General features: G+C 54.1%; 22 protein-coding genes. 16 read left to right on the plus strand and 6 right to left on the minus strand.

Going from position 1 to position 22,967, the window contains the following annotated elements:
• Positions 1-8: 8 nt before the first annotated feature.
• Together ED901_RS23450 and ED901_RS23455 are read right to left on the minus strand one after the other, a co-directional pair.
• Positions 9-212, minus strand: a complete 204-nt coding sequence (locus ED901_RS23450) for a hypothetical protein (protein WP_056781351.1) — start codon at positions 210-212, stop codon at positions 9-11.
• Positions 213-347: 135 nt separating this feature from the next.
• Positions 348-1,598: an OFA family MFS transporter gene (locus ED901_RS23455; protein WP_056781348.1), complete on the minus strand. Its 1,251-nt coding sequence runs from the start codon at positions 1,596-1,598 to the stop codon at positions 348-350.
• Positions 1,599-2,072: 474 nt separating this feature from the next.
• On the opposite strand from ED901_RS23455, the gene ED901_RS23460 reads away from it, so the two are divergent.
• Positions 2,073-2,303, plus strand: coding sequence for a hypothetical protein (locus tag ED901_RS23460; RefSeq protein ID WP_122097403.1), 231 nt, complete (start codon positions 2,073-2,075; stop codon positions 2,301-2,303).
• A gap of 49 nt (positions 2,304-2,352) precedes the next feature.
• Positions 2,353-2,916 carry an AlpA family transcriptional regulator gene (locus tag ED901_RS23465; protein ID WP_122097404.1) on the plus strand — a complete coding sequence of 188 codons (564 nt, stop codon included), beginning with the start codon at positions 2,353-2,355 and terminating at the stop codon, positions 2,914-2,916.
• Position 2,917: 1 nt separating this feature from the next.
• Here the strand turns inward: ED901_RS23465 and ED901_RS23470 are convergent, their stop codons facing one another.
• Positions 2,918-3,694 (minus strand): alpha/beta fold hydrolase, encoded by a 777-nt coding sequence (locus tag ED901_RS23470; protein ID WP_056781339.1) that lies wholly within the window; start codon positions 3,692-3,694, stop codon positions 2,918-2,920.
• A gap of 225 nt (positions 3,695-3,919) precedes the next feature.
• Between ED901_RS23470 and ED901_RS23475 the strand changes: the two genes are divergently transcribed.
• The 7 genes from ED901_RS23475 (at position 3,920) to glnB (ending at position 11,809) form a co-directional block, all read left to right on the plus strand.
• Positions 3,920-4,285 carry a hypothetical protein gene (locus tag ED901_RS23475; protein WP_122097594.1) on the plus strand — a complete coding sequence of 122 codons (366 nt, stop codon included), beginning with the start codon at positions 3,920-3,922 and terminating at the stop codon, positions 4,283-4,285.
• A 225-nt stretch (positions 4,286-4,510) separates the two neighbouring features.
• Complete coding sequence (gene mrdA / locus ED901_RS23480; protein ID WP_122097405.1) at positions 4,511-6,457, plus strand: penicillin-binding protein 2; 1,947 nt, start codon at positions 4,511-4,513, stop codon at positions 6,455-6,457.
• 143 nt (positions 6,458-6,600) lie between these two features.
• Positions 6,601-7,164: a GGDEF domain-containing protein gene (locus tag ED901_RS23485; protein WP_122097595.1), complete on the plus strand. Its 564-nt coding sequence runs from the start codon at positions 6,601-6,603 to the stop codon at positions 7,162-7,164.
• 576 nt (positions 7,165-7,740) lie between these two features.
• Positions 7,741-9,177 (plus strand): HAMP domain-containing sensor histidine kinase, encoded by a 1,437-nt coding sequence (locus tag ED901_RS23490; protein WP_056781659.1) that lies wholly within the window; start codon positions 7,741-7,743, stop codon positions 9,175-9,177.
• A gap of 31 nt (positions 9,178-9,208) precedes the next feature.
• Positions 9,209-9,982 carry a two-component system QseEF-associated lipoprotein QseG gene (gene qseG / locus ED901_RS23495; protein WP_122097406.1) on the plus strand — a complete coding sequence of 258 codons (774 nt, stop codon included), beginning with the start codon at positions 9,209-9,211 and terminating at the stop codon, positions 9,980-9,982.
• Positions 9,979-11,316 carry a two-component system response regulator GlrR gene (gene glrR, locus ED901_RS23500; protein ID WP_122097407.1) on the plus strand — a complete coding sequence of 446 codons (1,338 nt, stop codon included), beginning with the start codon at positions 9,979-9,981 and terminating at the stop codon, positions 11,314-11,316. The genes qseG and glrR overlap by 4 nt, the downstream gene beginning before the upstream one ends.
• Positions 11,317-11,470: 154 nt before the next feature.
• A complete protein-coding gene (gene glnB, locus ED901_RS23505) occupies positions 11,471-11,809 on the plus strand; it encodes a nitrogen regulatory protein P-II (RefSeq protein WP_013574351.1) in 339 nt (112 codons plus the stop codon).
• A 70-nt stretch (positions 11,810-11,879) separates the two neighbouring features.
• On the opposite strand, the gene hmpA is transcribed toward glnB, so the two are convergent.
• Complete coding sequence (gene hmpA / locus ED901_RS23510) at positions 11,880-13,121, minus strand: NO-inducible flavohemoprotein (RefSeq protein WP_256370292.1); 1,242 nt, start codon at positions 13,119-13,121, stop codon at positions 11,880-11,882.
• Positions 13,122-13,399: 278 nt separating this feature from the next.
• Here hmpA and glyA point away from each other — a divergent pair, with 278 nt between their 5' ends.
• A complete protein-coding gene (gene glyA / locus ED901_RS23515; protein WP_056781325.1) occupies positions 13,400-14,653 on the plus strand; it encodes a serine hydroxymethyltransferase in 1,254 nt (417 codons plus the stop codon).
• Positions 14,654-14,816: 163 nt separating this feature from the next.
• Positions 14,817-15,971, plus strand: a complete 1,155-nt coding sequence (locus ED901_RS23520; protein ID WP_056781322.1) for a 3-phenylpropionate MFS transporter — start codon at positions 14,817-14,819, stop codon at positions 15,969-15,971.
• Here the strand turns inward: ED901_RS23520 and csiE are convergent.
• The gene (gene csiE / locus ED901_RS23525) at positions 15,968-17,263 is read right to left on the minus strand and encodes a stationary phase inducible protein CsiE (protein ID WP_056781317.1); all 1,296 of its coding nucleotides are present in this window, start codon (positions 17,261-17,263) and stop codon (positions 15,968-15,970) included. The genes ED901_RS23520 and csiE overlap by 4 nt on opposite strands.
• A 301-nt stretch (positions 17,264-17,564) precedes the next feature.
• Between csiE and ED901_RS23530 the strand changes: the two genes are divergently transcribed.
• Positions 17,565-18,116 carry a DUF1007 family protein gene (locus tag ED901_RS23530; RefSeq protein WP_235533492.1) on the plus strand — a complete coding sequence of 184 codons (552 nt, stop codon included), beginning with the start codon at positions 17,565-17,567 and terminating at the stop codon, positions 18,114-18,116.
• A complete protein-coding gene (locus tag ED901_RS23535; protein ID WP_122097408.1) occupies positions 18,107-19,126 on the plus strand; it encodes a nickel/cobalt transporter in 1,020 nt (339 codons plus the stop codon). The genes ED901_RS23530 and ED901_RS23535 overlap by 10 nt, the downstream gene beginning before the upstream one ends.
• Before the next feature lie 67 nt (positions 19,127-19,193).
• Here the strand turns inward: ED901_RS23535 and suhB are convergent, their stop codons facing one another.
• Complete coding sequence (gene suhB / locus ED901_RS23540; RefSeq protein ID WP_056781311.1) at positions 19,194-19,997, minus strand: inositol-1-monophosphatase; 804 nt, start codon at positions 19,995-19,997, stop codon at positions 19,194-19,196.
• 127 nt (positions 19,998-20,124) lie between these two features.
• Between suhB and trmJ the strand changes: the two genes are divergently transcribed.
• From trmJ to ED901_RS23555, 3 genes are all read left to right on the plus strand, one after another.
• Positions 20,125-20,862 carry a tRNA (cytosine(32)/uridine(32)-2'-O)-methyltransferase TrmJ gene (trmJ, locus tag ED901_RS23545; protein WP_056781309.1) on the plus strand — a complete coding sequence of 246 codons (738 nt, stop codon included), beginning with the start codon at positions 20,125-20,127 and terminating at the stop codon, positions 20,860-20,862.
• 204 nt (positions 20,863-21,066) lie between these two features.
• Positions 21,067-21,561, plus strand: a complete 495-nt coding sequence (gene iscR / locus ED901_RS23550; protein WP_056781306.1) for a Fe-S cluster assembly transcriptional regulator IscR — start codon at positions 21,067-21,069, stop codon at positions 21,559-21,561.
• A gap of 206 nt (positions 21,562-21,767) precedes the next feature.
• Positions 21,768-22,937, plus strand: coding sequence for an IscS subfamily cysteine desulfurase (locus ED901_RS23555; RefSeq protein ID WP_122097409.1), 1,170 nt, complete (start codon positions 21,768-21,770; stop codon positions 22,935-22,937).
• The last annotated feature ends 30 nt before the right edge of the window (positions 22,938-22,967 follow it).

Consider the following 22,967-nt stretch of genomic DNA (forward strand, 5'->3'; position numbering starts at 1 on the left):
TTTCTGCCTTAATTCAGGTAGTCGCCTGCGGAGGTCAGTTTGCTGTGTGCGCTGGCATCAAGAGATGTTGCGGGCTGGGTGCTGCTTTCGCTGGCTTTGCGGCTCAGTTCGGCGGCGACTTCCTGTGCGCTGGAAGGGTAAGCGACGGCAACGCTGTTAAATGCGGTGAGGCTGAGCATCAGGCTGAAAAGAGCGAGGGTAGTGCGTTTCATTTACGGATGTCCGGTGTATTCACATTTGGTCATAAGATTTGTGTGAGTCAGTCACTGAACGGATATGCTTTACTCATAAGAAACGGGAGCGGATTACGCTCCCGTTCATCATTTATTCTGCGCTCAAGTGCTGCCTTACACGTGCTGGAGCGTATTATGACCTGCTTCTGATTTATTCGGTAAGCGAATCGTGGCAGAAAGAACCAATGATACGATCAATAATGCGGTGATGATGCTGAAGGTCACCGCGAAGCCGCCGAACAGGGAAGCCACCAGCGAAGCGAAGATGCTGCCGATACCAAAGCCCAGATAAAGCAGACCGTAATTTTTGGTCATGTTGTTCAGCCCGAAGAAGTCGCTGACCAGTGACGGATACACGGTGATGGTACCGCCGAAGCTGAAGGCCACGCAGGCCACAGAGATAAAGAACATGGTTTCGTTCATGTGGGTGAACAGCATCATGCTCATACCGGCCAGAGATACGACCTGTGCGATGGAGATAACGCGGATACGCTGCATTTTGTCAGACAGCACACCCAGCACCAGACGGCCACTCAGGTTGGCAATCGCAATCACGGTGACGGCATTGGCCGCAGTCAGCGCATCCAGTTTTACCAGGCTCTGCCCGATATCTTTTGCTACGCCAATCACATACAAACCACTCATGCAGGCCGTCAGGAACATCAGCGCCAGCATCCAGTATTGCGGTGCGCGAACGGCTTCTGCCAGCGTAAATTCACGGCTGTCTTTGCTGTTATCGTTAAGCGAGTTTTCTTCGCGGGTCACGTCGGCTGTTTCTTGTTTCGGCGCATCTTTCATCATCAGCGCACCGGAAATCACCATCACCATCGCAACGCCACCCCAGATCATAAAGGTGTTTTGCAGGCCTTCTGTCGCCAGCAGGTGGCCGCAGACAAATTTGAACAGCAGGCTGCCCAGACCGTAGGCGCCGATAGCGCAGGCGGAAATCATCCCCTTACGCTCAGGGAACCATTTCACGCAGTTAGACAGCGTCAGCAAATAACCCGCACCATCCGCCAGACCGACCAGCACACCGGCGCTGATGTACAACATGATCACGTTATCGGAATGAGCGGTCAGGAAGAACCCGGCGGCCATCAGCACGCCTGCGGCAATGGTGACGTTACGCACACCGAAACGCTCCTGAAGTTTGCCGGCCACGGAAGAGGAGAGCGCCAGACACAGGCTGAGGATCCCGAAGGTCAGCGCGATGCGGCTGACCGGTTCGCCCAGTTTTTCAGAAAGCTGACCGTTGAACAGGCTCCAGGTATACACAGAACCCAGCGCAAGTTGAGTCAGAATGGTACCGGCCAGAGTCAGCCAGCGGGTACGGTTGTAGTTCGGCATGCCAGATTTGTCACTCATAATGGGTTCTCCCGAGCGAAGTAGATTCAATTAACTGTGGCTATGATAATCCTCGCGTATATATGCGGTTCATTTGCGGCGTGAGATGCATGAGTTGCGGAATGAAATGCATTGCTGGCGGTATGAGTCGCCATTTTCAGGCCAAAAACGCCTCAAAATTGGACTTAAAACGCCTCTGCAGCCCTTGCGGGGCGCGGGTTTTAGTTGATCTGGATCACTAATCCGACGATTAGTTTTTTCATTAACGATGCCACATTTTGTCCCGAAGGTTTTTTTGTGACGTGGGAGCGATCAGCATGATTACCGAAGGTTGTTTTCTGCGCAAAACGGGCGGCCACATTTATTTTTGACGATGTCATTTTTTCAAGGTTTTAGTCCCTGTTGCGAGGTTACACTTCCGGCGTGCATGAGGACGTACGCACGTGGTCGTTGACGTGTGTCAACGGATTGATATACTACAGCAACAGGAGGCCAATGAAGGCGCATCCTAATAAACATATTCACGCGGCCATTGAATATGCGATATCTAAAGGCTGGCATTTTGTCGTTGGCGGCGGCAGTTCACACTGCTTTGGTCGGATCCGGTGCGGAATTTCTGCTCATCGTGAACATATGATGAGCATCTGGTCCACTCCCCGTAATCCGGAAAACCATGCTGCACAAATTATCAGGAAAGTAGATCATTGCCTGACTGATGAGACATAACACCAGGGCGGGAAACCGCCTTTTTGTCATACCTGAATAAGGAGGTTCTTTGCCACTTTATAACTTCACGCTGACACTTTCCGGGGTGACGTCGGATACGGAAAATCTCGAAGATGCGTTTTTTGCGAGCGGTTGCGACGATGCTCTGATCGCTTTTTATGGCACCTCGGTGTATCTGGAATTTGACCGGGACAGTGCTTCTTTCGCCAGCGCTGTCATGACCGCGATCCGTGACATTGAATCAGCGGGTCTGAATGCCCGCGTTGAGTCGGTCGATTCGGCATTAGTCGGACTCAGCGATATTGCCGGGCTGGCCGGTCTGACCCGGCAATCGGTGGCGTTATTGAAAGATGGCGCAAGAGGGCCGCGTAATTTCCCGAATCCCGTCCAGCGGCTCAAAGGCAATTCCCCACTCTGGCGCTGGAAGGATGTGGCGGACTGGATGGTGAGGCAAGGGCGGCTGACAACGGGCGATGCGCTGGTTGAAAACGCGGCAATACTGGAAAACATTAATCTGGCACTGCAATTGCGCTCTGTTCCTGAGCCCAAACAGGTCAGTCAGTTTGCGCACCTTCTTGAGCACCAGGAAGACATCACCACGTTTTCCTTTTGACCTACAACACTTCGGCATTCAGTGCGGCATTGATCGCAGCCGCTACGCCGGTCGGGTTTTCCCACATCATGGAATGACCGGCCTGCGGGACGATCGCGGTATGAATGCCGTGCTGCGGCAGCACGGCGACATCCGGCTCCGGGAGTGAAAACTCACCAAACAGTACGGTTGCCGGCATGCTTAGCTGGTAAAGCTGTTCGCGCCACGACACCGCTTCGCCTTCCACCAGCCCGACGGCCTGACGGTGAATCGCTCTGGGTGAGGCAATCCCCATACAGCCCGCCCAGATGTGATTATTGCCGCGAACCGCGACGTCAATCAGACGCGCGTGCCCGCTGCGCAGATACTCTTCTTCCGTATATTCAGCGACCGAACGGCTAAACACGCCGCCTCCCGCATCCAGATTGGGTTCGGCGACGATCAGCCGCTGAATAAGATCTGGCCGCTGCGCCGCCACCATAATCGCAATGCTGCCGCCCATGCTGTGGCCGATCAAATTCACCTGCGGTACGCCAAGGCTTTCCAGCCAGGCAATCACGCAATCAGCGTGGGACTGCAGGCTGTAACTGAAATCATCAGGTTTATCGCTGTAGCCTGAACCGGCAAAATCAAGCAGGAGGGAGCGACGTGGTCGCAGTGAGGCATCGGTCGCCACGCGGGGAAAGTCGCAGGAAGCCGCACATCCCAGGCCGTGTAAAAACACCAGCGGCACGCCCAGCCCTGACAATTCGTGGAAACGCAGATAAAAGTCCGCACCGGGTACTTTGAAAGATTTCATCTCAATCCTTTCTTAACGGCATAAGTGCAATCTGCGGATTATAAGCAGGATTTTTCTCAATGACTGTATAAAAAACGAGTGATCGGACGGGCCGTCATTCCAGACATTATTTTTAAGAAGTAATTTGGCTTAATACATTCAACTTGTGAGTATTTTTGACAAGCCCTTCCCACCGGGCGGGCAAGTGATAGCATGGCGCTCTTACTCATTTTAGGGATTTTTCTGATGGTCAGGTTAGGAGGTTGTGTAGCGGTGATGTTGGCGCTGGCGTCATTTTCTGCATCGGCTGTTACGCAGTATCAATGTGTTTTAACGCATCATACCCAGGCAGAAGATGGCAGCGATGTGTCGGAAGTCGTCAATAAAAATGCAGCAGTTTATGATGCGGGCAATACGTTCAGTTTTTCGCCAGACGGCAGCAAGCTTATCACCAGCCCGGAACTGACCGATATTATCGGTAAGGATAATCAGCCGATGAAAGCGGGCGCTCAGGATAACCTGATGTATATCCACACAAAAGACAGCTTTGTGGTGGCGACACAAACCGAGGGTTACGTTTACGGCGAGTGTAAGCTTAACACCGCCCGCTGACGGATGGCCTGTTTCGAGCCCTTGCCTTGTGTTAACTCGAAGTCGTCAGGCCATCATCGTGCAATATCCTTTTCGTTAATAAATAGAAACACTCCTGCTACTTCATTAGCACACTTCTTATAGTCGCCTGTTTCTCTACGGGCTATCCTTGCGCACTTTTCCAGACCCCACTCTTTTTCATTTCGCCCGCTTTAAGAAGCAGACAATAAAGGTATTTGCCCGCTTATGGCCTTACTTAACGACGAAATTCGCGACCACACCGCCGAGTCCGTCCTTTTCGTCCGCCGCGCCGTGATTGCTTTTATGGTCGTGTTTCTGTTGTCCGCCGTTCTGGTGCTGAATTTGTATCATTTACAGGTGGGGATGCACGATTTTTACCAGACCCGATCGAATCAGAATGACATTAAAATGTTGCCGATCGCCCCAAGCCGCGGGCTTATCATGGATCGCAATGGCGTCATCCTGGCGCAAAATATCACGTTATATCAGTTGCAGATGATCCCCGGAAAAGTCCCGGATTTACAGGCCACGTTGAACGCGCTTAAGCCGATTGTCGATCTGACGCAGGACGATCTCGACAGCTTTCATGATGCGATGATCCACGGACGTCGCTTTGCACAAATCCCGCTAAAACTGGCGCTGACCGATATCGAAGTCGCCCGCTTCTCCGTCAACCAGTTCAAATTTCCCGGCGTCTCGATCAGCACCTATCAGCAGCGCCGCTATCCGTATGGCGCCGAACTGGCACACGTGGTCGGGTATGTGTCGAAAATTAATGATAAAGATGAGAAACGCCTCGACGCCGAAGGCTTGTCAGAAAACTACGCCGCAGATCATGATATTGGTAAGCAGGGCGTTGAAAAGTATTACGAAAATATTTTGCATGGTCGTACCGGTTATCAGGAAGTGGAAGTGGATAACCACGGGCACGTGGTGCGTTTGCTGAAAGAAGTGCCGCCACAGGCCGGGCAAAATATCTACCTGACGTTAGATCTCGGCTTGCAGCAATACATCGAGAAAGTGCTCAAAGGCCAGCGGGCGGCGGTGGTGGTAATGGATCCGCGTGACGGCGGGATCAAGGCGATGGTGTCCAGCCCGAGTTACGATCCGAATCCGTTCGTCAACGGCATCTCCAGCAAGCAATACAGTGCGCTGCTGAAAAACCCGGATCTGCCGCTAATTAACCGCGTGACCCAGGGGCTTTATCCACCGGCCTCGACGGTAAAACCTTTCATGGCGACCTCGGCGCTGTTTGAAGGCGTGATCACCCCGCAGACCACATTCTTCGGTGCGCCGACCTGGACGCTGCCGGGCACCCAGCGCCATTACCGTGACTGGCTGAAAACCGGCCACGGAATGCTCAACGTCACCAAAGCTATCGAGGAATCTGCGGATACCTTCTTCTATCAGGTGGCGTTTGAAATGGGCATCGACCGCATTCATACCTGGCTGAGTAAATTCGGTTACGGTAAATCCACCGGCATCGATCTGGATGAGCAGTACAACGGCGTGTTGCCAAGCCGTGAATGGAAGTTGAAGGTGCACAAGAAGGGCTGGTATCAGGGCGATACGGTTTCTGTGGGCATCGGGCAGGGCTACTGGGTGGCGACGCCTATTCAGATGGTGCGTGCATTGAGTGCGCTGGTGAATAACGGCAAGCTGGAGACGCCGCATCTGCTGTACTCGTCAAAAAGTGGCAAAGTGATTACGCCGTATAAGATGCCGCCGACGCAGCAAATTGCCGATCCGAAATCTCCGATCTGGGGCATCGTCAAAAACGGTATGTTCGGCATGGCGAATCTGCCAAACGGCACCGGCTACAAACTTTTCCATACAGCGCCTTATCAGATAGCCGCGAAATCCGGGACATCTCAGGTGTTCAGCCTGCGTGAGAACCAGACCTATAACGCCAAAATGACGCCGGTACGGTTGCGTGATCATATCTTCTACACCGCTTTTGCTCCGTACAAACATCCGTCCGTGGTGATGGCGCTGATCCTTGAAAACGGCGGCGGTGATGGCGTGATTGCCGGGCCGACGGCGCGTGCGATTCTGGATCATATCTTTATTCCGCAGCAGGCCACCCAGTGCGATCCGGCGAAAGCCGATAACCCGATAGACTGCGAACAGCCGGTGCCGGTTCCAAATTCGCTCGGTTTTAGTGAGCATTAATCGGATATTGGGTGTTATTTTTCACCTAATTTTCCCGCAAGACTGACTTTACGGACTTCTCTTAGTCTGCCGGTTGCCCGCTGGTAGTACCCAACGGCAGTTCACTCGGCACCTTGTGCCTGATTGACGTCAAGCCGCGCGATATGGACGCCGATGAGCGTCAGTTGCTGCGCGATTTAGCCAGAATGGCCGAACAGGAAATCGGGGCGCTGCAAATGGCGACCATGGATGAACTGACGCTGGTGGCTAATCGTCGCGGTTTCGAAGCGCAGGCGCAGCAAACGCTGAATGCCTGTCAACGTCTGGGATTACCCGCCACGATGCTCTTCTTCGATTTGAATGATTTTAAAGAGATTAACGATAAATTCGGGCACGCCGAAGGTGACCGCGCGCTGACCGTTTTCGCCGGCATTCTCAGCGGATTATTGCGCGAAACGGACGTGGTGGGGCGGCTCGGCGGGGATGAGTTTGTCGCGCTGCTCACCAACGTCAGCCATCTCGAAGCCACTGAAATCATGCAGCGCCTGCACGAAGCCGTGGTCGGATGGAATCTTCAGGAACAGCGCGGATACAACATTAAATTCAGCGTCGGGCAGATCGAATATAACCCGCATAAACATGACTCTGTTCACAGCCTGCTGGCGGACTCCGATCAGGCGATGTACAGCCATAAACAACTGAACAAGCGGGCTGCTTTCAATCATTAATGCGTCTGTGTCATAAAATGACGACAAACCGGTAAAGGCCTGTCGTCATTTAACGACATTTATCCTGCTGTTTTTAAAGTCATTTAATTATCAGGCAGGTTTTTGTTGGGCAATGGCGACACTGTGACTGTTTTTTCAACGGCTTATTCGGGCTTTACCCCGTGTAAATTACGTGCTGAAAAAATAAAACGTAGCCTATTCAATGCTATAAAAATGTTATTTTAATGTTGGCATGCATTGTGCTAGTATCCTGTCAGTTGCTCATTCACCTGATTATGATTGGCTCACGCGAAAGCGTTGATATGCTCATAATGCCCGAATGACGCCAAAGAAACGGTGCCTATCGTTCACCAGACCGATAATCGTTGCGCAAGCACGTTATCAAGCATCGAACGACACGTTGAGTGAGGCACCACCTCTTCCGGTTTGCTGAACGCCTGTAAAAGGCGTTCAGCAATACCTCCCTCTGAAAACTTCTTGTTTCACCCCTTTCGCGCTAAACCCCCTGTTGCTTTGCTGTCGCACTGGCTGTTCAAACCGTTGTCAGCTAGCATGACGTCATCTGTTGAAAATGAGATGAATGCGTTGAAAAGAGGACGTTTATTCCCCGGCTCGTTACGTCAGCTGGTATTGATGGCTTTCCTGCTGGTGCTGCTGCCTTTACTGGTGCTGGCCTATCAGGCCTATGACAGCCTCGATCAGCTCAGCCGTCAGGCGGCGCGCATTAACCGCACCACGCTGAGCGACGCCCGCCGCAGCGAAGCGATGTCCAGCATCGCGCTGGAGATGGAGCGCAGTTACCGTCAGTATTGCGTCCTCGACGATCCCACTCTTTCCCGCCTTTATCAGAATCAACATAAACAATATTCCCAGATGCTGGATGCCCATGCTTCAGTGCTGCCGGATTTACGTTATTACCAGACGCTGCGCACCTTACTGACCCAGCTCACTACGCTGACCTGCCACAATAACGCCCCGGATGCCGACTCTTCTGCACGCCTGGAAAACTTCTCCCGCACGAATGCCGAAATGGTTCAGGCCACCCGTGAAGTGGTCTTTTCACGCGGCCAGCAGTTGCAGCGTGCTATCGCCGAACGTGGCCAGTTTTTCGGCTGGCAGGCGCTGGTTCTGTTCCTGCTCAGCGGTGCGCTGGTGCTGCTGTTTACCCGCATGATCATCGGTCCGGTTAAGGGCGTTGAGCGCATGATCAACCGGCTGGGCGAGGGGCGAAATCTGGGGGATGTCACACGCTTTAAAGGCCCGCGGGAAATCCGGTCACTGGTACAACGGATCGTCTGGCTGAGCGAGCGTCTGGCCTGGCTGGAATCGCAGCGTCATGAATTCCTCCGCCACATTTCTCATGAGCTGAAAACGCCGCTCGCCAGTATGCGCGAAGGCACCGAACTGCTGGCCGATGAAGTCGCCGGGCCTTTAACGCCGGATCAAAAAGAAGTGGTGGCGATCCTCAATAACAGCAGCCGCCATTTGCAAACGCTGATCGAACAGCTGCTCGATTACAACCGTAAACTGGCCGATGCACCGACGCTCAGCGTGGCGGTTGATCTTAATGCGCTGGTGGCCGACGTGGTCGCGGCGAACTCTCTTCCTGCGCGTGCGAAGAAAATTCGCAGCGAAGTCCACATTGATGCGCCACAGTGTCTGGCAGAGCCGACGTTGCTGCGTCGTGTGCTGGATAATCTCTACTCCAATGCGGTGCACTACGGGGCTGAATCCGGTACTATTTGGGTCCGCAGCAGGCCGGGAGAAGGGCGGGTGATTATCGAAGTGGCGAACTCCGGCGCGCCGATCCCCGATGCCGAACGTGCGATGATTTTTGAACCTTTTTATCAGGGTAGCCAGCAGAGAAAAGGGGCTGTAAAAGGCAGCGGTCTGGGATTAAGCATTGCTCAGGACTGTATTCGCCGCATGCATGGAGAGCTGCAACTGGTTGCCGTTGAGGATGCGGACGTCTGTTTCCGTATCGAATTGCCCCTGACGGCTGAGAAGAATTAATAATGATGATATTTGCTGGCTGGTGCGACCTATGAGCGCATTAACCTCACTGTTGAAATGTGCCGCTGCGCGCGTGCGCAGCGTGCTGAGCCGCCGGATATTTTTACTCGGCGCGCCGCTGGTGCTGATGGGCTGTGCGCCGCACACCGCCGATAACCGCTATTATCAGCAAGTCTCCGATCAGATCGTTCCGGAGAGTAAAGTCACCGATTTTCGTATTGCGCCCTGTGAAACCCTGTGGGCGCTGGACGATGACGATGCGCTGACCAATTCCCTTTACTGGCTGCGTGCGATGGATTGCGCCGATCGCATGAATGATGCGCAGGCGCGTTTTCAGGCGCAGCAGATCCCCGCCACCCGCTGGGATCAGGTCTTCAAACAAAGCATTCTGTTATCCGGTGCCGATCCGGATCAAACCCAGCGCCGCGCGTTATTAAATAAAGTCAGCCAGTATCGCGGGCAGATGCCCGGCTCGATCCGTCCGCTGGTGCAATTGTGGCGTGAGCGCCAGAATCTGCAGGTGACGCTGGGGGATGAAAAAGCCCGCAACCTTCGCCAGCAGGCGGTCGGCCAGGAAAAACTTCAGGCAATGACCGCTCAGCAACAGGTGCTGGAAGACAGCCTGGCGGATACGCGCCGTAAACTGGAGAACCTGACCGATATCGAACGTCAGCTCTCCTCGCGCAAACAAATTCAGGGCGATTTACCGGATAACGATCCGGCCACACCGGCAAAATCTAACGCTGACTCCTCTGTCAAACCGGCTGAAACCTACACGCCGCCAAAAGGGCTGAACGCAAAATGACGCTACGCAAAGCCGCCAGTTTATTGCTGGTTGATGACGATCCCAGCCTGTTAAAACTGCTGGGGATGCGCCTGACCAGCGAAGGTTTTCGTGTCACCACCGCGGAAAGCGGAGCTGAGGCGCTGCGCGTCCTGCACCGCGAACGTATTGATTTGGTGCTGAGCGATTTACGCATGGATGAAATGGACGGTATGGCGCTGTTCGCCGAGATCCAAAAATTTCAGCCTGGTATGCCGGTGATCATTCTCACCGCGCACGGCTCGATCCCCGATGCGGTCGCCGCCACCCAGCAGGGCGTCTTTGGATTCCTGACCAAGCCGGTTGACCGCGATGCGTTGTATAAAGCCATTGATGAAGCGCTGGCGCAGTCCAGCCCGTCGGTTGACGAAAGCTGGCGTGAGGCAATCGTCACACGCAGCCCGATCATGCTGCGTCTGCTCGAGCAGGCCAATATGGTCGCGCAGTCTGACGTCAGTGTGCTGATCAACGGCCAGAGCGGCACCGGTAAAGAAGTGCTGGCGCAGGCTATCCACGGGGCCAGCCCGCGCGGTAAGAAAGCCTTTATCGCCATAAACTGTGGCGCACTGCCGGAGCAGTTGCTGGAATCAGAACTGTTTGGTCATGCCAAAGGAGCCTTTACCGGCGCGGTGAGCAGCCGTGAAGGGTTATTCCAGGCCGCCACCGGCGGGACATTATTTCTCGATGAAATCGGCGACATGCCGTTGTCATTGCAGGTGAAATTGCTGCGCGTATTGCAGGAACGCAAAGTGCGCCCGCTTGGCAGTAATCACGATATTGACGTGGATGTGCGGATCATTTCCGCCACGCACCGGGATTTGCCGAAAGCGATGGAGAAGGGCGAGTTTCGCGAGGACTTGTTCTACCGGCTGAACGTCGTGGGGCTGAAACTACCGACGCTGAGTGAAAGGGCGGAGGATATCCCGCTGCTCGCCAACCATTTGCTGCGCATTTCAGCACTGCGGCACAAACCTTTTGTGCGCAGTTTTTCCACCGATGCGCTGAAAGGCCTGATGGCGGCCAGCTGGCCGGGGAATGTGCGTCAGTTGGTCAACGTGATCGAACAATGCGTGGCGCTGACCTCGGCGCCGGTGATCAGTGAAGCGCTGGTCCGGCAGGCGCTGGAAGGTGAGAACACCGCGCTGCCCACCTTTGCGGATGCGCGTAACCAGTTCGAACTGAATTATCTGCGTAAGCTTTTGCAAATCACGAAAGGCAACGTCACTCAGGCGGCACGCATTGCCGGACGTAACCGCACCGAGTTTTATAAGTTGCTGTCCCGCCACGAGCTGGAAGCCACCGATTTTAAAGAGTAACGGGAATTTACTTTCAGAGGCTTGAGGTACATTCCTGCCGCTGAACTATGATACCTTTAGCGCCTTCGCGTGCCGCGCGCACCCGAAGCCAGACTGTGAACCATGCTGCCGCTCAGGAAGGCGGAGAGCAAACGAATGATTATAAGGGTCCGCCATGAAAAAGATTGATGCGATTATCAAGCCATTCAAACTCGACGACGTCCGTGAGGCGCTGGCAGAAGTCGGGATTACCGGGATGACCGTGACCGAAGTGAAAGGGTTTGGCCGTCAGAAAGGTCACACCGAGCTGTACCGTGGTGCGGAATACATGGTCGATTTCCTGCCAAAAGTAAAAATAGAAATTGTCGTGGCGGATGACATCGTGGATACCTGCGTGGAAACCATCATGACCACTGCGCAGACCGGTAAAATCGGCGACGGTAAAATCTTTGTATTCGACGTGGCGCGCGTCGTGCGTATCCGTACCGGCGAGCAGGACGAAGAAGCCATTTAATTCCCGGTTGCGGCGAAAAACGAAAAAGGCTGATATCTCATCAGCCTTTTTGCATTTCTGGTCTGTCTGCTTAAATCACTTTATGCGGGCCGAAGCATTCGTAATGAATGTTGGCTTCACGGATGTTCATCGCCAGCAGCTGTTTCGCCGCAAACTGCATAAACCCGACCGGGCCGCACAGGTAGAAATGCATCGCCGGATCGCTCAGCTGTGTACTGACGCTGCTCGGATTCATCAGCCCTTCATACTGATAATCCTCACCCGGTAAATCATTCGCCTGTGGCTGGTTATACCAGACATGGCTTTCCAGCTGCGGCAGGTTTTTCTGTGCGTCTTTTACCTCTGAGGCAAACGCATGTACCGCACCGTTTTCAGCCGCGTGCAGCCACTGCACCGGCGCGTGATGTCCGCGCGCTGCCAGCGTATTGAGCATGCCTAACATCGGCGTCTGACCGACACCGGCAGAAATCAGCGCAACCGGCGTGGTATCGCTGATATCCATAAAGAAATCGCCGTGCGGGGCCGCCAGATGGATGATGTCGCCCGGCAGCGCAACATTATGCAGGAAGTTAGACACGGCGCCTTCCCCTTCGCGTTTCACCGCAATCCGGTAGGTTTTGCCGTTCGGTGCCTGCGTCAGGGAATACTGACGGATTTCCTGATTTTCCAGTGACGCGTCGCGGATATACACCGCCAGATACTGCCCCGGCTGAAAGTCGGCGACCGGTTTGCCATCGACAGGTTCGAGCAGGAAGGACGTGATCAGCTCACTCTGCGGCTGTTTTTCGGCGATGCGGAATTCACGCGTGCCGCGCCAGCCACCGGTTTTTTCTGCGCTGTCCTGATAAATCTCCACTTCACGGTTGATAAACACGTTCGCCAGTACGCCATAGGCTTTGCCCCAGGCATCCAGCACTTCCTGACCCGGACTGAACATTTCATCCAGCGTTGCCAGCAGGTGTGCGCCGACAATGTTGTATTGCTCTGGCTGAATGGTGAAACTGGTGTGTTTTTGCGCGATGCGTTCCACCGCGGGCAGCAGCGCCGCCAGATTTTCGATATTGGCTGCGTAAGCGCAGATGGCATCAAACAGCGCCTGACGCTGATCGCCGTTGCGCTGGTTGCTCATATTGAAGATGTCTTTGAGTTCGGGATTGTGTTCGAACATGCGGTCGTAGAAGTGTGCGGTCAGTTTCGGGCCGGTCGCCGCCAGTAATGGAATAGTGGATTTAACGGTCGCGATAGTGGCTGAATCAAGCATAGTGAACTCCGTGTCTTCGTCGATTTTATTAAACATGTATTTTAAATGCATCTTATATAAACCCACAATTTTTGTAAACACCCACTAAAGGGGTAAGGGCTTTACGTCAGGTGCCCAGGTCACAAAGCTGAAATATAGACATGTTCAGATGAATATTTATCCCTTGATTCCGGGCAGGGGTTCTTAGATCAAAGCCTTGCTGTATCTGGAGCCAATCGTTTGCCTAAAAACCTTAAACTGACCCTATCCGAAGGCCGCTTAAACATTTACACTGTGGCGCAGAACCCCGAGGGGCGTTTATTTTTAGTTTGTTGAGTCAGGAGATGCGGATGTTAAAGCGTGAAATGAACATTGCCGATTATGATGCTGAGCTGTGGGCAGCAATGGAAAAAGAAGTTGTTCGTCAGGAAGAACATATCGAGCTGATTGCGTCAGAAAACTACACCAGCCCGCGTGTCATGCAGGCTCAGGGTTCGCAACTGACCAACAAATATGCCGAAGGCTACCCGGGCAAACGTTATTACGGTGGTTGTGAGTACGTCGACATCGTTGAACAACTGGCTATCGACCGTGCAAAAGAATTGTTCGGTGCAGATTTTGCCAACGTTCAGCCACATTCCGGCTCACAGGCAAACTTCGCGGTGTATACCGCACTGCTGCAACCGGGCGACACCATTCTGGGGATGAACCTCGGCCATGGCGGTCACCTGACTCACGGTTCACCGGTTAACCTGTCCGGCAAACTGTACAACGTGGTGCCTTACGGCATCGACGAAAGCGGCGACATCGATTATGACGACGTAAAACGTCAGGCCGAACTGCACAAACCAAAAATGATCATCGGCGGCTTCTCAGCCTTCTCCGGTATCGTTGACTGGGCAAAAATGCGTGAAATCGCGGACAGCGTGGGCGCGTACTTCTTCGTAGATATGGCACACGTTGCCGGTCTGATTGCGGCGGGCGTTTACCCTAACCCGGTGCCACACGCGCACATCGTCACCACCACCACGCACAAAACGCTGGCTGGCCCACGCGGCGGTCTGATTCTGGCGAAAGGCGGCGACGAAGAGTTCTACAAAAAACTGAACTCCGCGGTATTCCCTGGTGGCCAGGGCGGCCCGCTGATGCACGTGATTGCCGGTAAAGCGGTCGCACTGAAAGAAGCGATGGAACCTGAGTTCAAAGTTTACCAGCAGCAAGTGGCTAAAAATGCCCAGGCGATGGTGGCTGTGGTTCTGGAACGCGGCTATAAAGTGGTGTCCGGCGGCACGCACAATCACCTGTTCCTGATGGATCTGGTTGAGAAAAACCTGACCGGTAAAGAAGCCGATGCTGCACTGGGTCGCGCTAACATCACCGTGAACAAAAACAGCGTACCTAACGATCCGAAGAGCCCGTTTGTGACTTCTGGCGTGCGTATCGGTACTCCGGCTATTACCCGTCGCGGCTTTAAAGAAGCTGAAGCGCGTGAACTGGCTGGCTGGATCTGTGACGTGCTGGACAACGTGAACGACGAAGCCACTATCGAACGCGTGAAAAACAAAGTCCTTGATATCTGCGCACGCTTCCCGGTTTACGCGTAATATTCGTGAAGCCGTAAAGCTGCTAAAACCCGCTCCGGCGGGTTTTTTTATACCTATGAATCAGAATTTGTGAGCTGGCAGACATTCTTTTGTGATGAAGAGGTTTGCGGATTGCTAGCGATTGTGAGCTCTGTCAAAGTATTGGCCTCACACCGGAGGATCTATGGAATTGCGTTCCACACGCTGGCTGGCACTCAGTTATTTCACCTATTTTTTCAGTTACGGTATTTTTCTTCCCTTCTGGGGTTTGTGGCTCAAGGGCGAGGGCATTTCATCCGAAAATATTGGCCTGCTGCTCGGCGCCGGGTTAGTGGCGCGATTCCTTGGCACGCTGATCATCTCCCCCTCAATTAAAGATCCCTCTCATCTGGTCACCGGGCTGCGCATTCTGGCGCTGCTTACGCTGGCCTTCGCGGTTGGCTTTTGGTTTGGCAATGGCTGGGCGTGGCTGATGATCAACATCGCCGGTTTCAGTCTGTTCTTTGGCCCGCTGGTACCGCTGACCGATGCGATGGCAGGCACACTGCAACGTCAGATCAATATGGATTACGGCAAGGTACGCGTCTGGGGTTCCATTGCGTTTGTGATTGGTTCAGCGCTGACCGGCAAGCTGGTTGAAGTGTACGGTCATAACGCGATCCTCTACACACTGACCGCAGGTGTGGCGGCCATGCTGCTGGGAATGTTGCTGCGTCCGAGTGTGAAACCGGTGGGCGAACCGCGTCAAAGCGGAGCACCGACCATCTCCTGGAAAGCGCTGCTGGGCGAAAAGCCGGTGTGGCGCTTCCTGCTGTGCGTCACGCTGTTGCAGGGCGCACATGCGGCGTACTACGGTTTCAGCGCCATTTACTGGCAGGATGTCGGGTATTCTTCCACGACCATTGGTTATCTCTGGTCGCTGGGTGTGGTGGCGGAAGTGCTGGTCTTCACCTTCAGCAAACAGCTGTTCAGCCGCTGGTCGGCGCGTGATTTACTGCTGCTTTCCGCCGTCTGTGGCGTGGTGCGCTGGGCAATGATGGGGGCGTTCACCGCGCTGCCGTGGCTTATCGTGGTTCAGATCTTGCACTGCGGCACCTTCACGGTGTGTCATCTGGCGGGCATGCGCTTTATCGCGGCGCGTCCGCGTGATCAGGTCATTCGCCTGCAATCGGTGTATTCCGCACTGGCGATGGGTGGCGGCGTGGCGGTGATGACCATGGTGTCCGGCTTCCTGTTCGAACATCTCCACGCGGGCCTGTTCTGGGTGATGGCACTGCTGGCGGTACCGGCGATTTTCCTGCGTCCGCAGGTCGCGCCGTCAGCACCGGCAACGCGCTAAGGCGCTTCGAGCAGCGAGCGGATACGTTTTCGCTGCTCTTTCGCCAGTGGCAGTTGGGTGTGGATCACCAGCGGATCGGCATCGGTGCTGCGGGTGGCGTAGGGGGTGACAATCATCGCCACGCCGCTCGGCGCACCAAATTTGTAGAAATCCGTCAGCGTCTGATATTTGATGTTCAGCGGCAGCAGCGTTGCTTCGCGAATTTGCTGCTCGACCGCTTCTTCCAGCTGCGGATTGTCGTGGGTCAGCAGCAGAATTTGTTTTTCCTGCAAGGCATTTCCCTGCATCAGCCATGCGCCGAACGTGATCGCCACCAGCCCGATTTCATCTTCGGAAAGCTGGATCAGATATTCGTGCTCAAAGCCTTCCAGCGCTTCGCGCGTTGTCCGCACCAGGCGCGGATACATGCGGTTCACTTCTTCCTGCATTAAATTGTCGATACCAATGCCGAAATGACAGCGTTCGATCGCCGGGCCGAGATGCGCGAACAGCTGACCGACCAGCCCTTCGTAGCTGCTGAATTTCATTCCGGCGACTTCCTGAAAACGCCCCACCAGACTTTCGATGTGCAGCAGTAAACGCTGGTCTTCGGTAGAACCTGAGCTCTGATAACTGTGGGTTTTCAACATCCGCAACATCAGCGTGAAAAATTCGCACTCACCGTCATCCAGCAGACCGTTACTCAGCGTTTGCAGCTGCATAAACAGCTCGCGCGCTGCCGTGTATTCGGCTTTCTCACGCAACCAGCGACGCTGTTGTTCGGTGAAACGCAGCCCGGAGGAGGGGGCGTTTTTCCATGCGCCGTTCTGCCATAAACAGTATTGAAGGCAGATGCGCATCAGCTTGCCGTCGTGCTCGCTCAGCCCTTTTGGCAGCAGCGAGGAGCAGTCTTCAATCATCATTCCCAGAATGTCAGTCCTCAGCGCCGCCTTCGGGCAGGGCTGACTTTCGAAAGCAATGTGTAACCAGGGAAGAAAATAGCGGGGCACAAAATCGGGGGAAATACGTAATGTGCGGCGCAAACCGTGAAACAAACATAAGCGCTGGGCAAGCGTATCGCCTTCAATGCGGCACTCTTTTTCACTGTATTGCATGACATCCAGATGATGGATCCGCTGAATTTCGCAGGTCACTTCTGCCAGATCGTCCCAGGTGGTGCGCAGATCAACACGGTTGATTTCACTGATGATTTCCAGTTGCACAGCCGTCAGCGGCGCGTACAGCATCAGCAACACGTGGCAGCGACGTTGCGAAGCGGAAAGCGCAGGAGTGGGTTGTGTTTCCAGAGTCATATCACCTTCTGTAATGGTGCCACATGAAATTATTAGTCAAGCATAGCAAACCGCCTGCCCGCGGCAGGGCATGGCTGGCGGGTTTTACTCCGGCTTACAACTCAGATCACAGATATTTTTGACGACCGCCTAAATGCACAGCAAAATACTGTTACTTAGTAACAATATAATGGCGCCTGATATGGAAATGACGTTACACCAGGCCCGGAACCGGCCTTTCTCCCGTTATGCCAAATGGCTGGGCACTGCGCTGTTCTGCCTGCCCGCAACGGTGCTGGCGCACCCGCACAGTTTTATCGATATGCAGACGACGCTGGTGGCGAATGAAACCTCGCTGACCGGGCTGAAAATGGTCTGGACGATGGATGAAATCACCTCAGCAGATTTGCTGTATGACGCGCAGAACGCCAAACCAGGTTCCGATATCTGGAAGAAACTCGCCGCCGAAGTGATGGCGCGGGTGCTCAGCCAGCACTACTTCACCAATTTCTACCGTGAAGGAAAACCGGTGAAATATCTGGATTTACCCAGCGAATATCAGCTTTCCCGCAAGGGCGATCAGGCCGTGCTGGAATTCGTTCTGCCGCTGGCAAAACCGCAACTACTGGAGGGCAAACCGATGGAGTTTTCAACGTTCGATCCCTCATACTTTGTCGATATGACCTATAAAGACAACGCTGCGCTGCGTCTGCCGCCGTCGCTTGAAAAGCGCTGCACGCTGGCGCTGTTTACGCCGAAACCGGATGCTTCACTGCAAAACTACGCGCTGTCTCTCGATAAGGCCGATGCCCCGCCGGAAGATATGGATCTCGGGCAGCAATTTGCACAAAAGGTCACGCTGGAATGTCATTAATCTCAACGCCGTCGAAAACACTCTCATGGCGTGATCTCTGGCCGCTGGCCATTTTCCTCATTTTGCTGGCGGGCGGCGGTGTGCTGCTGATGCACTACTGGCCGCGCATTTTGCTGAGCAGCATTATCTGGCAGCGGGAATTGCATCAGGAACTGGCCGGTCTGCTGCGTCAGGTGAAAGAAAATCCGATGCAGTCGGGCATGACGCTGGCAGGCTTCAGCCTTGTTTACGGGGTGATCCACGCCATCGGACCGGGGCACGGGAAAATCGTCATCACCACTTACCTGGCGACGCACCCCTCTCGGCTGAAAAGCAGCCTGAAACTGACTTTTGCGTCGGCGATCGTGCAGGGGCTGGTGGCAATATTGCTGGTCAGCGTGGTGCTTGGCGTGCTGCAACTCTCTTCGCGTCAGCTGCATCAGAGCAGTTTCTGGATGGAGCGGGGGAGCTTTATTCTGGTGATGCTGCTGGGGCTTTTGCTCTGCTGGCGCGCACTAAAACGCGTGTGGCAGACGATCAAAAGTTTGCGCCCGGCACCGGCGATGCACATCCGCCGTCTTTCGCCGCTGGGAAACGAAACGCACATTCATGATGAGCATTGCGGTTGCGGGCATCAGCACGTCCCCAGCGATCAGCAGCTTCAGGCCGGCGGAGATTTACGCACGCAGGTGGCCATTGTACTGGCGATGGGACTGCGGCCCTGTTCCGGCGCGATCATGGTGTTGCTGTTCGCGAAAGTCATCGGTGTTTACAGCTGGGGCGTGATCTCTGCAATCACCATGGCTGTCGGAACGTCTCTGACCGTATCGCTTATCGGCGTGCTGGTGTTTTACAGCCGTGCGCTGGCCGTAAAACTGAGCGCCACCCGGACGCCTGCGGCCTGGCAGCGGATCACCTGGTCGCTGCTGGCGCTGACCGGCGGGATTGTGCTGCTGGTGGCGGGCATGTTGCTCTACAGCTCCGGTGGCGGCGATGTCTCCCCGATAACCGGCGGTCCCTTCAGGGGGTAAACGGCAGGCATAAAAAAACGGACGCCCGATGGGACGTCCGTTTTTTTTTAACTGACCGGCAGCGGAATTAACGCTTCAGCGCTTCGCTCAGTTCTTCACGCATGGTATTGAGAATACCTTTAACAACGCGCGGGTTACCGGCAACGATGTTGCCAGAAGAGTAATGGTTGTGACCGCCAACGAAGTCAGTGACCACGCCGCCTGATTCACGCACCAGCAGTTCGCCACCGGCGAAATCCCAAGGCTTCAGGGCAATTTCAAAGAAACCGTCAACGCGGCCAGCGGCCACATACGCCAGATCCAGCGCAGCAGAACCGGTGCGACGGAAATCTGCGCACTCAGTGAACAGTTTGCCAATCACATTGATGTAGCTGTTTGCGTGTTGTTTTGCTTTGAACGGGAAGCCGGTCGCCAGAATGGTGCCGTCGAGATCTTTCGCGTTAGTGCCGCGCAGACGGTAACCGTTCAGCTGTGCGCCCTGACCACGGGTCGCGGTGAACAGTTCGTTACGCATTGGATCGTAAACTACCGCAACTTCAGTGCGGCCTTTGATGCGCACGGCGATAGAAACAGCGAAATGTGGGAAGCGTTTAACGAAGTTGGTGGTGCCATCCAGCGGGTCGATAATCCATTGTACATCTTTGTCTTCGCCTTCCAGCTCGCCACACTCTTCACTGATGATGGTGTGTTTTGGATAGGATTTGCGAATGACGTCGATAATCATGTGTTCTGCTTCGCGGTCTACATTGGTAACAAAATCATTGGTACCTTTTTGAGTCGCTTCTACAGAATCTGGCGTTTCGTAATGTTTGGCAATCAGGTTACCGGCCTTGCGCGCAGCGCGCACGGCGATGGTGAGCATCGGATGCATGGATATCTTCCAACTAGGATGTTAAAGAACGGGAATACGGGAAACGGCGCGCAGTATAGCAGGGGTTCTGAAAATTAACTACCGTTGTGATAGGCTGTTGTGATTTTCCGCCACGCTCAGAGTTTGTATGCTGCCCAATATCCGTATTGTATTAGTTGAAACCTCCCACACCGGCAATATGGGCTCTACCGCCCGTGCCATGAAAACCATGGGATTATCCAGCCTTTATCTGGTGAATCCGCTGGTGAAACCTGACTCTCAGGCCATCTCGTTGTCTGCCGGTGCCAGTGACGTGATCGGTAACGCCAGGATCGTTGATACGCTGGACGAAGCCCTGGCGGGTTGCAGTCTGGTGATCGGCACCAGTGCGCGTTCGCGTACGCTGCCGTGGCCTATGCTGGATCCGCGTGAATGCGGCGAGCACAGTGCGGCTGCGGCACAAACCGCACCGGTCGCACTGGTGTTTGGCCGTGAGCGCGTGGGGCTGACCAACGAAGAACTGCAAAAGTGTAATTATCATGTCTGCATCCCGGCGAATCCGGAATACAGCTCGCTGAATCTGGCCATGGCCGTGCAGATTATTGCGTATGAAGTTCGCGTCGCGCACCTCGCCTTGCTGGAAGCTGCCAAACCGCAGGTGGAATACGAAGAGTCACCGTATCCGCTGGTAGATGACCTTGAACGTTTCTATCAGCATCTGGAACATACGCTGCTGGAAACTGGCTTTATTCGCCAGGCACATCCGGGGCAGGTGATGAGTAAATTACGTCGATTATTCACCCGTGCGCGCCCTGAATCTCAGGAATTAAACATCCTGCGCGGCATCCTGACGTCGATTGAAAAGACTAAGAACGACAAAGAATAAGCCCTTCAGGCTGATAATAAAGACGACTTTATGTTTATTTATCAGCCTGTTAATCCCTTCTCTTACCCTCCGTTCTGACCGCTCTATAATACTTGAGTAAATTACTAGGTTAAATAGTTGACTGTTTTACTCGGGAATGGCAGACTCATTTGCATATTGCGACCCATTGTACTTTTTAAGTTCTTCAACACAGGTAATCATGCTATGAGACTGACATCCAAAGGCCGTTATGCCGTGACCGCTATGCTTGACGTAGCGCTGCATTCACAGGAAGGACCGGTACCACTGGCTGACATTTCTGAGCGCCAGGGCATCTCTCTTTCGTATCTGGAACAGCTGTTCTCACGTTTGCGTAAAAACGGTCTGGTTGCCAGTGTTCGTGGTCCCGGCGGTGGTTATCTGTTAGGTAAAGATTCAGCTGATATCGCCGTGGGCGCAGTGATTACTGCTGTCGACGAATCGGTTGACGCTACCCGTTGTCAGGGTAAAGAAGGGTGCCAGAATGGCGAACGCTGCCTGACTCACACCTTATGGCGTGATCTGAGCGAGCGCATCAGCGGCTTCCTCAACAACATTACGCTGGCTGAACTGGTCAACAATCAGGAAATCCTGGAAGTGGCCGACCGTCAGAACGGTGAAGTCCGTCGTCAGCCTAACGGCCGCCAGATGGAAACCATCAATGTCAATTTAAGAGCCTGATCGCTTAATCCACATTGATAACCGCTTTAAAAAGCCCGCGGAAATGCATATTCCCGCGGGCTTTTGCTTTTCAAAAGCCAATTCTTACCGATAAGTGCCCGCAAAACGTCATTTCCCTTTTAAGAATCCGTGAAGCCGTTTTAAACTGGTTGTCGTTTTTAATTCTTTCGTTCGCTGTCGAACGCGCAGTCCGGAGCTTGCCTGCCATGAAATTACCTATTTATCTCGATTACTCAGCCACGACGCCGGTCGATCCGCGCGTGGCCGGGAAAATGATGCAGTGTCTGACACTGGACGGTACTTTCGGCAATCCGGCTTCCCGCTCGCACCGCTTTGGCTGGCAGGCGGAGGAGGCGGTAGATGTGGCGCGTAACCAGATTGCCGAGCTGATTAATGCCGACCCGCGTGAGATTGTCTTCACGTCAGGCGCGACAGAATCAGACAATCTTGCGATCAAAGGCGCGGCTCACGCACAGCGTGAAAAAGGCAAACACATCATTACCAGCCAGACCGAACACAAAGCCGTGCTTGATACCTGCCTTCAGCTGGAAAGTGAAGGGTTTGACGTCACCTTTCTTGCACCGCGCAGCGACGGTATTATCACCGCCGCCGCCATTGAAGCTGCGCTGCGCCCGGACACGATTCTGGTGTCGGTGATGCAGGTGAACAACGAAATCGGTGTGATTCAGGATATTGCGACCATCGGCGAACTGTGCCGCAGTCGCGGTATTGTGTTTCACGTGGATGCGACGCAGAGCGTGGGTAAAATCTCCATCGATCTCAGCGAGTTGCCGGTGGATCTGATGTCGTTTTCAGCGCATAAAATTTACGGGCCAAAAGGCATTGGTGCGCTGTATGTACGCCGTAAACCGAAAGTCCGCATCGAAGCCCAAATCCACGGTGGCGGTCACGAACGCGGTATGCGTTCCGGGACGTTACCGGTGCATCAGATTGTCGGCATGGGCGAAGCGTATCGCATCGCCAAAGAAGAAATGCCCGCTGAAGTGGCGCGTCTGACTGTACTGCGCGACCGGTTGTGGAAAGGTATTCAGAAACTGGAGCAGGTGCACCTCAATGGTTCCGTGCAGCACGCGGCGCCCAATATCCTGAACGTCAGTTTTGCCAACGTGGAAGGTGAATCTCTGATCATGGCACTGAAAGATCTTGCCGTTTCATCCGGCTCAGCCTGCACCTCGGCAAGCCTTGAACCTTCCTACGTTTTACGTGCCATAGGATTGAGTGAAGAACTGGCACACGGTTCGATCCGCTTCTCGCTGGGACGCTGGACAACCGAAGAAGAAATCGATTATGCCATCGCGCTGGTGGTGAAATCAGTCACCCGCCTGCGTGAGTTACCCCCGGTTTATACGAAATGAAGTGCCTCCCCGTGAAAGGGCGATTTACCT

The organism is Rahnella sp. Larv3_ips (genome assembly GCF_003697865.1).
Classification (GTDB): Bacteria; Pseudomonadota; Gammaproteobacteria; order Enterobacterales; family Enterobacteriaceae; genus Rahnella; species Rahnella rivi.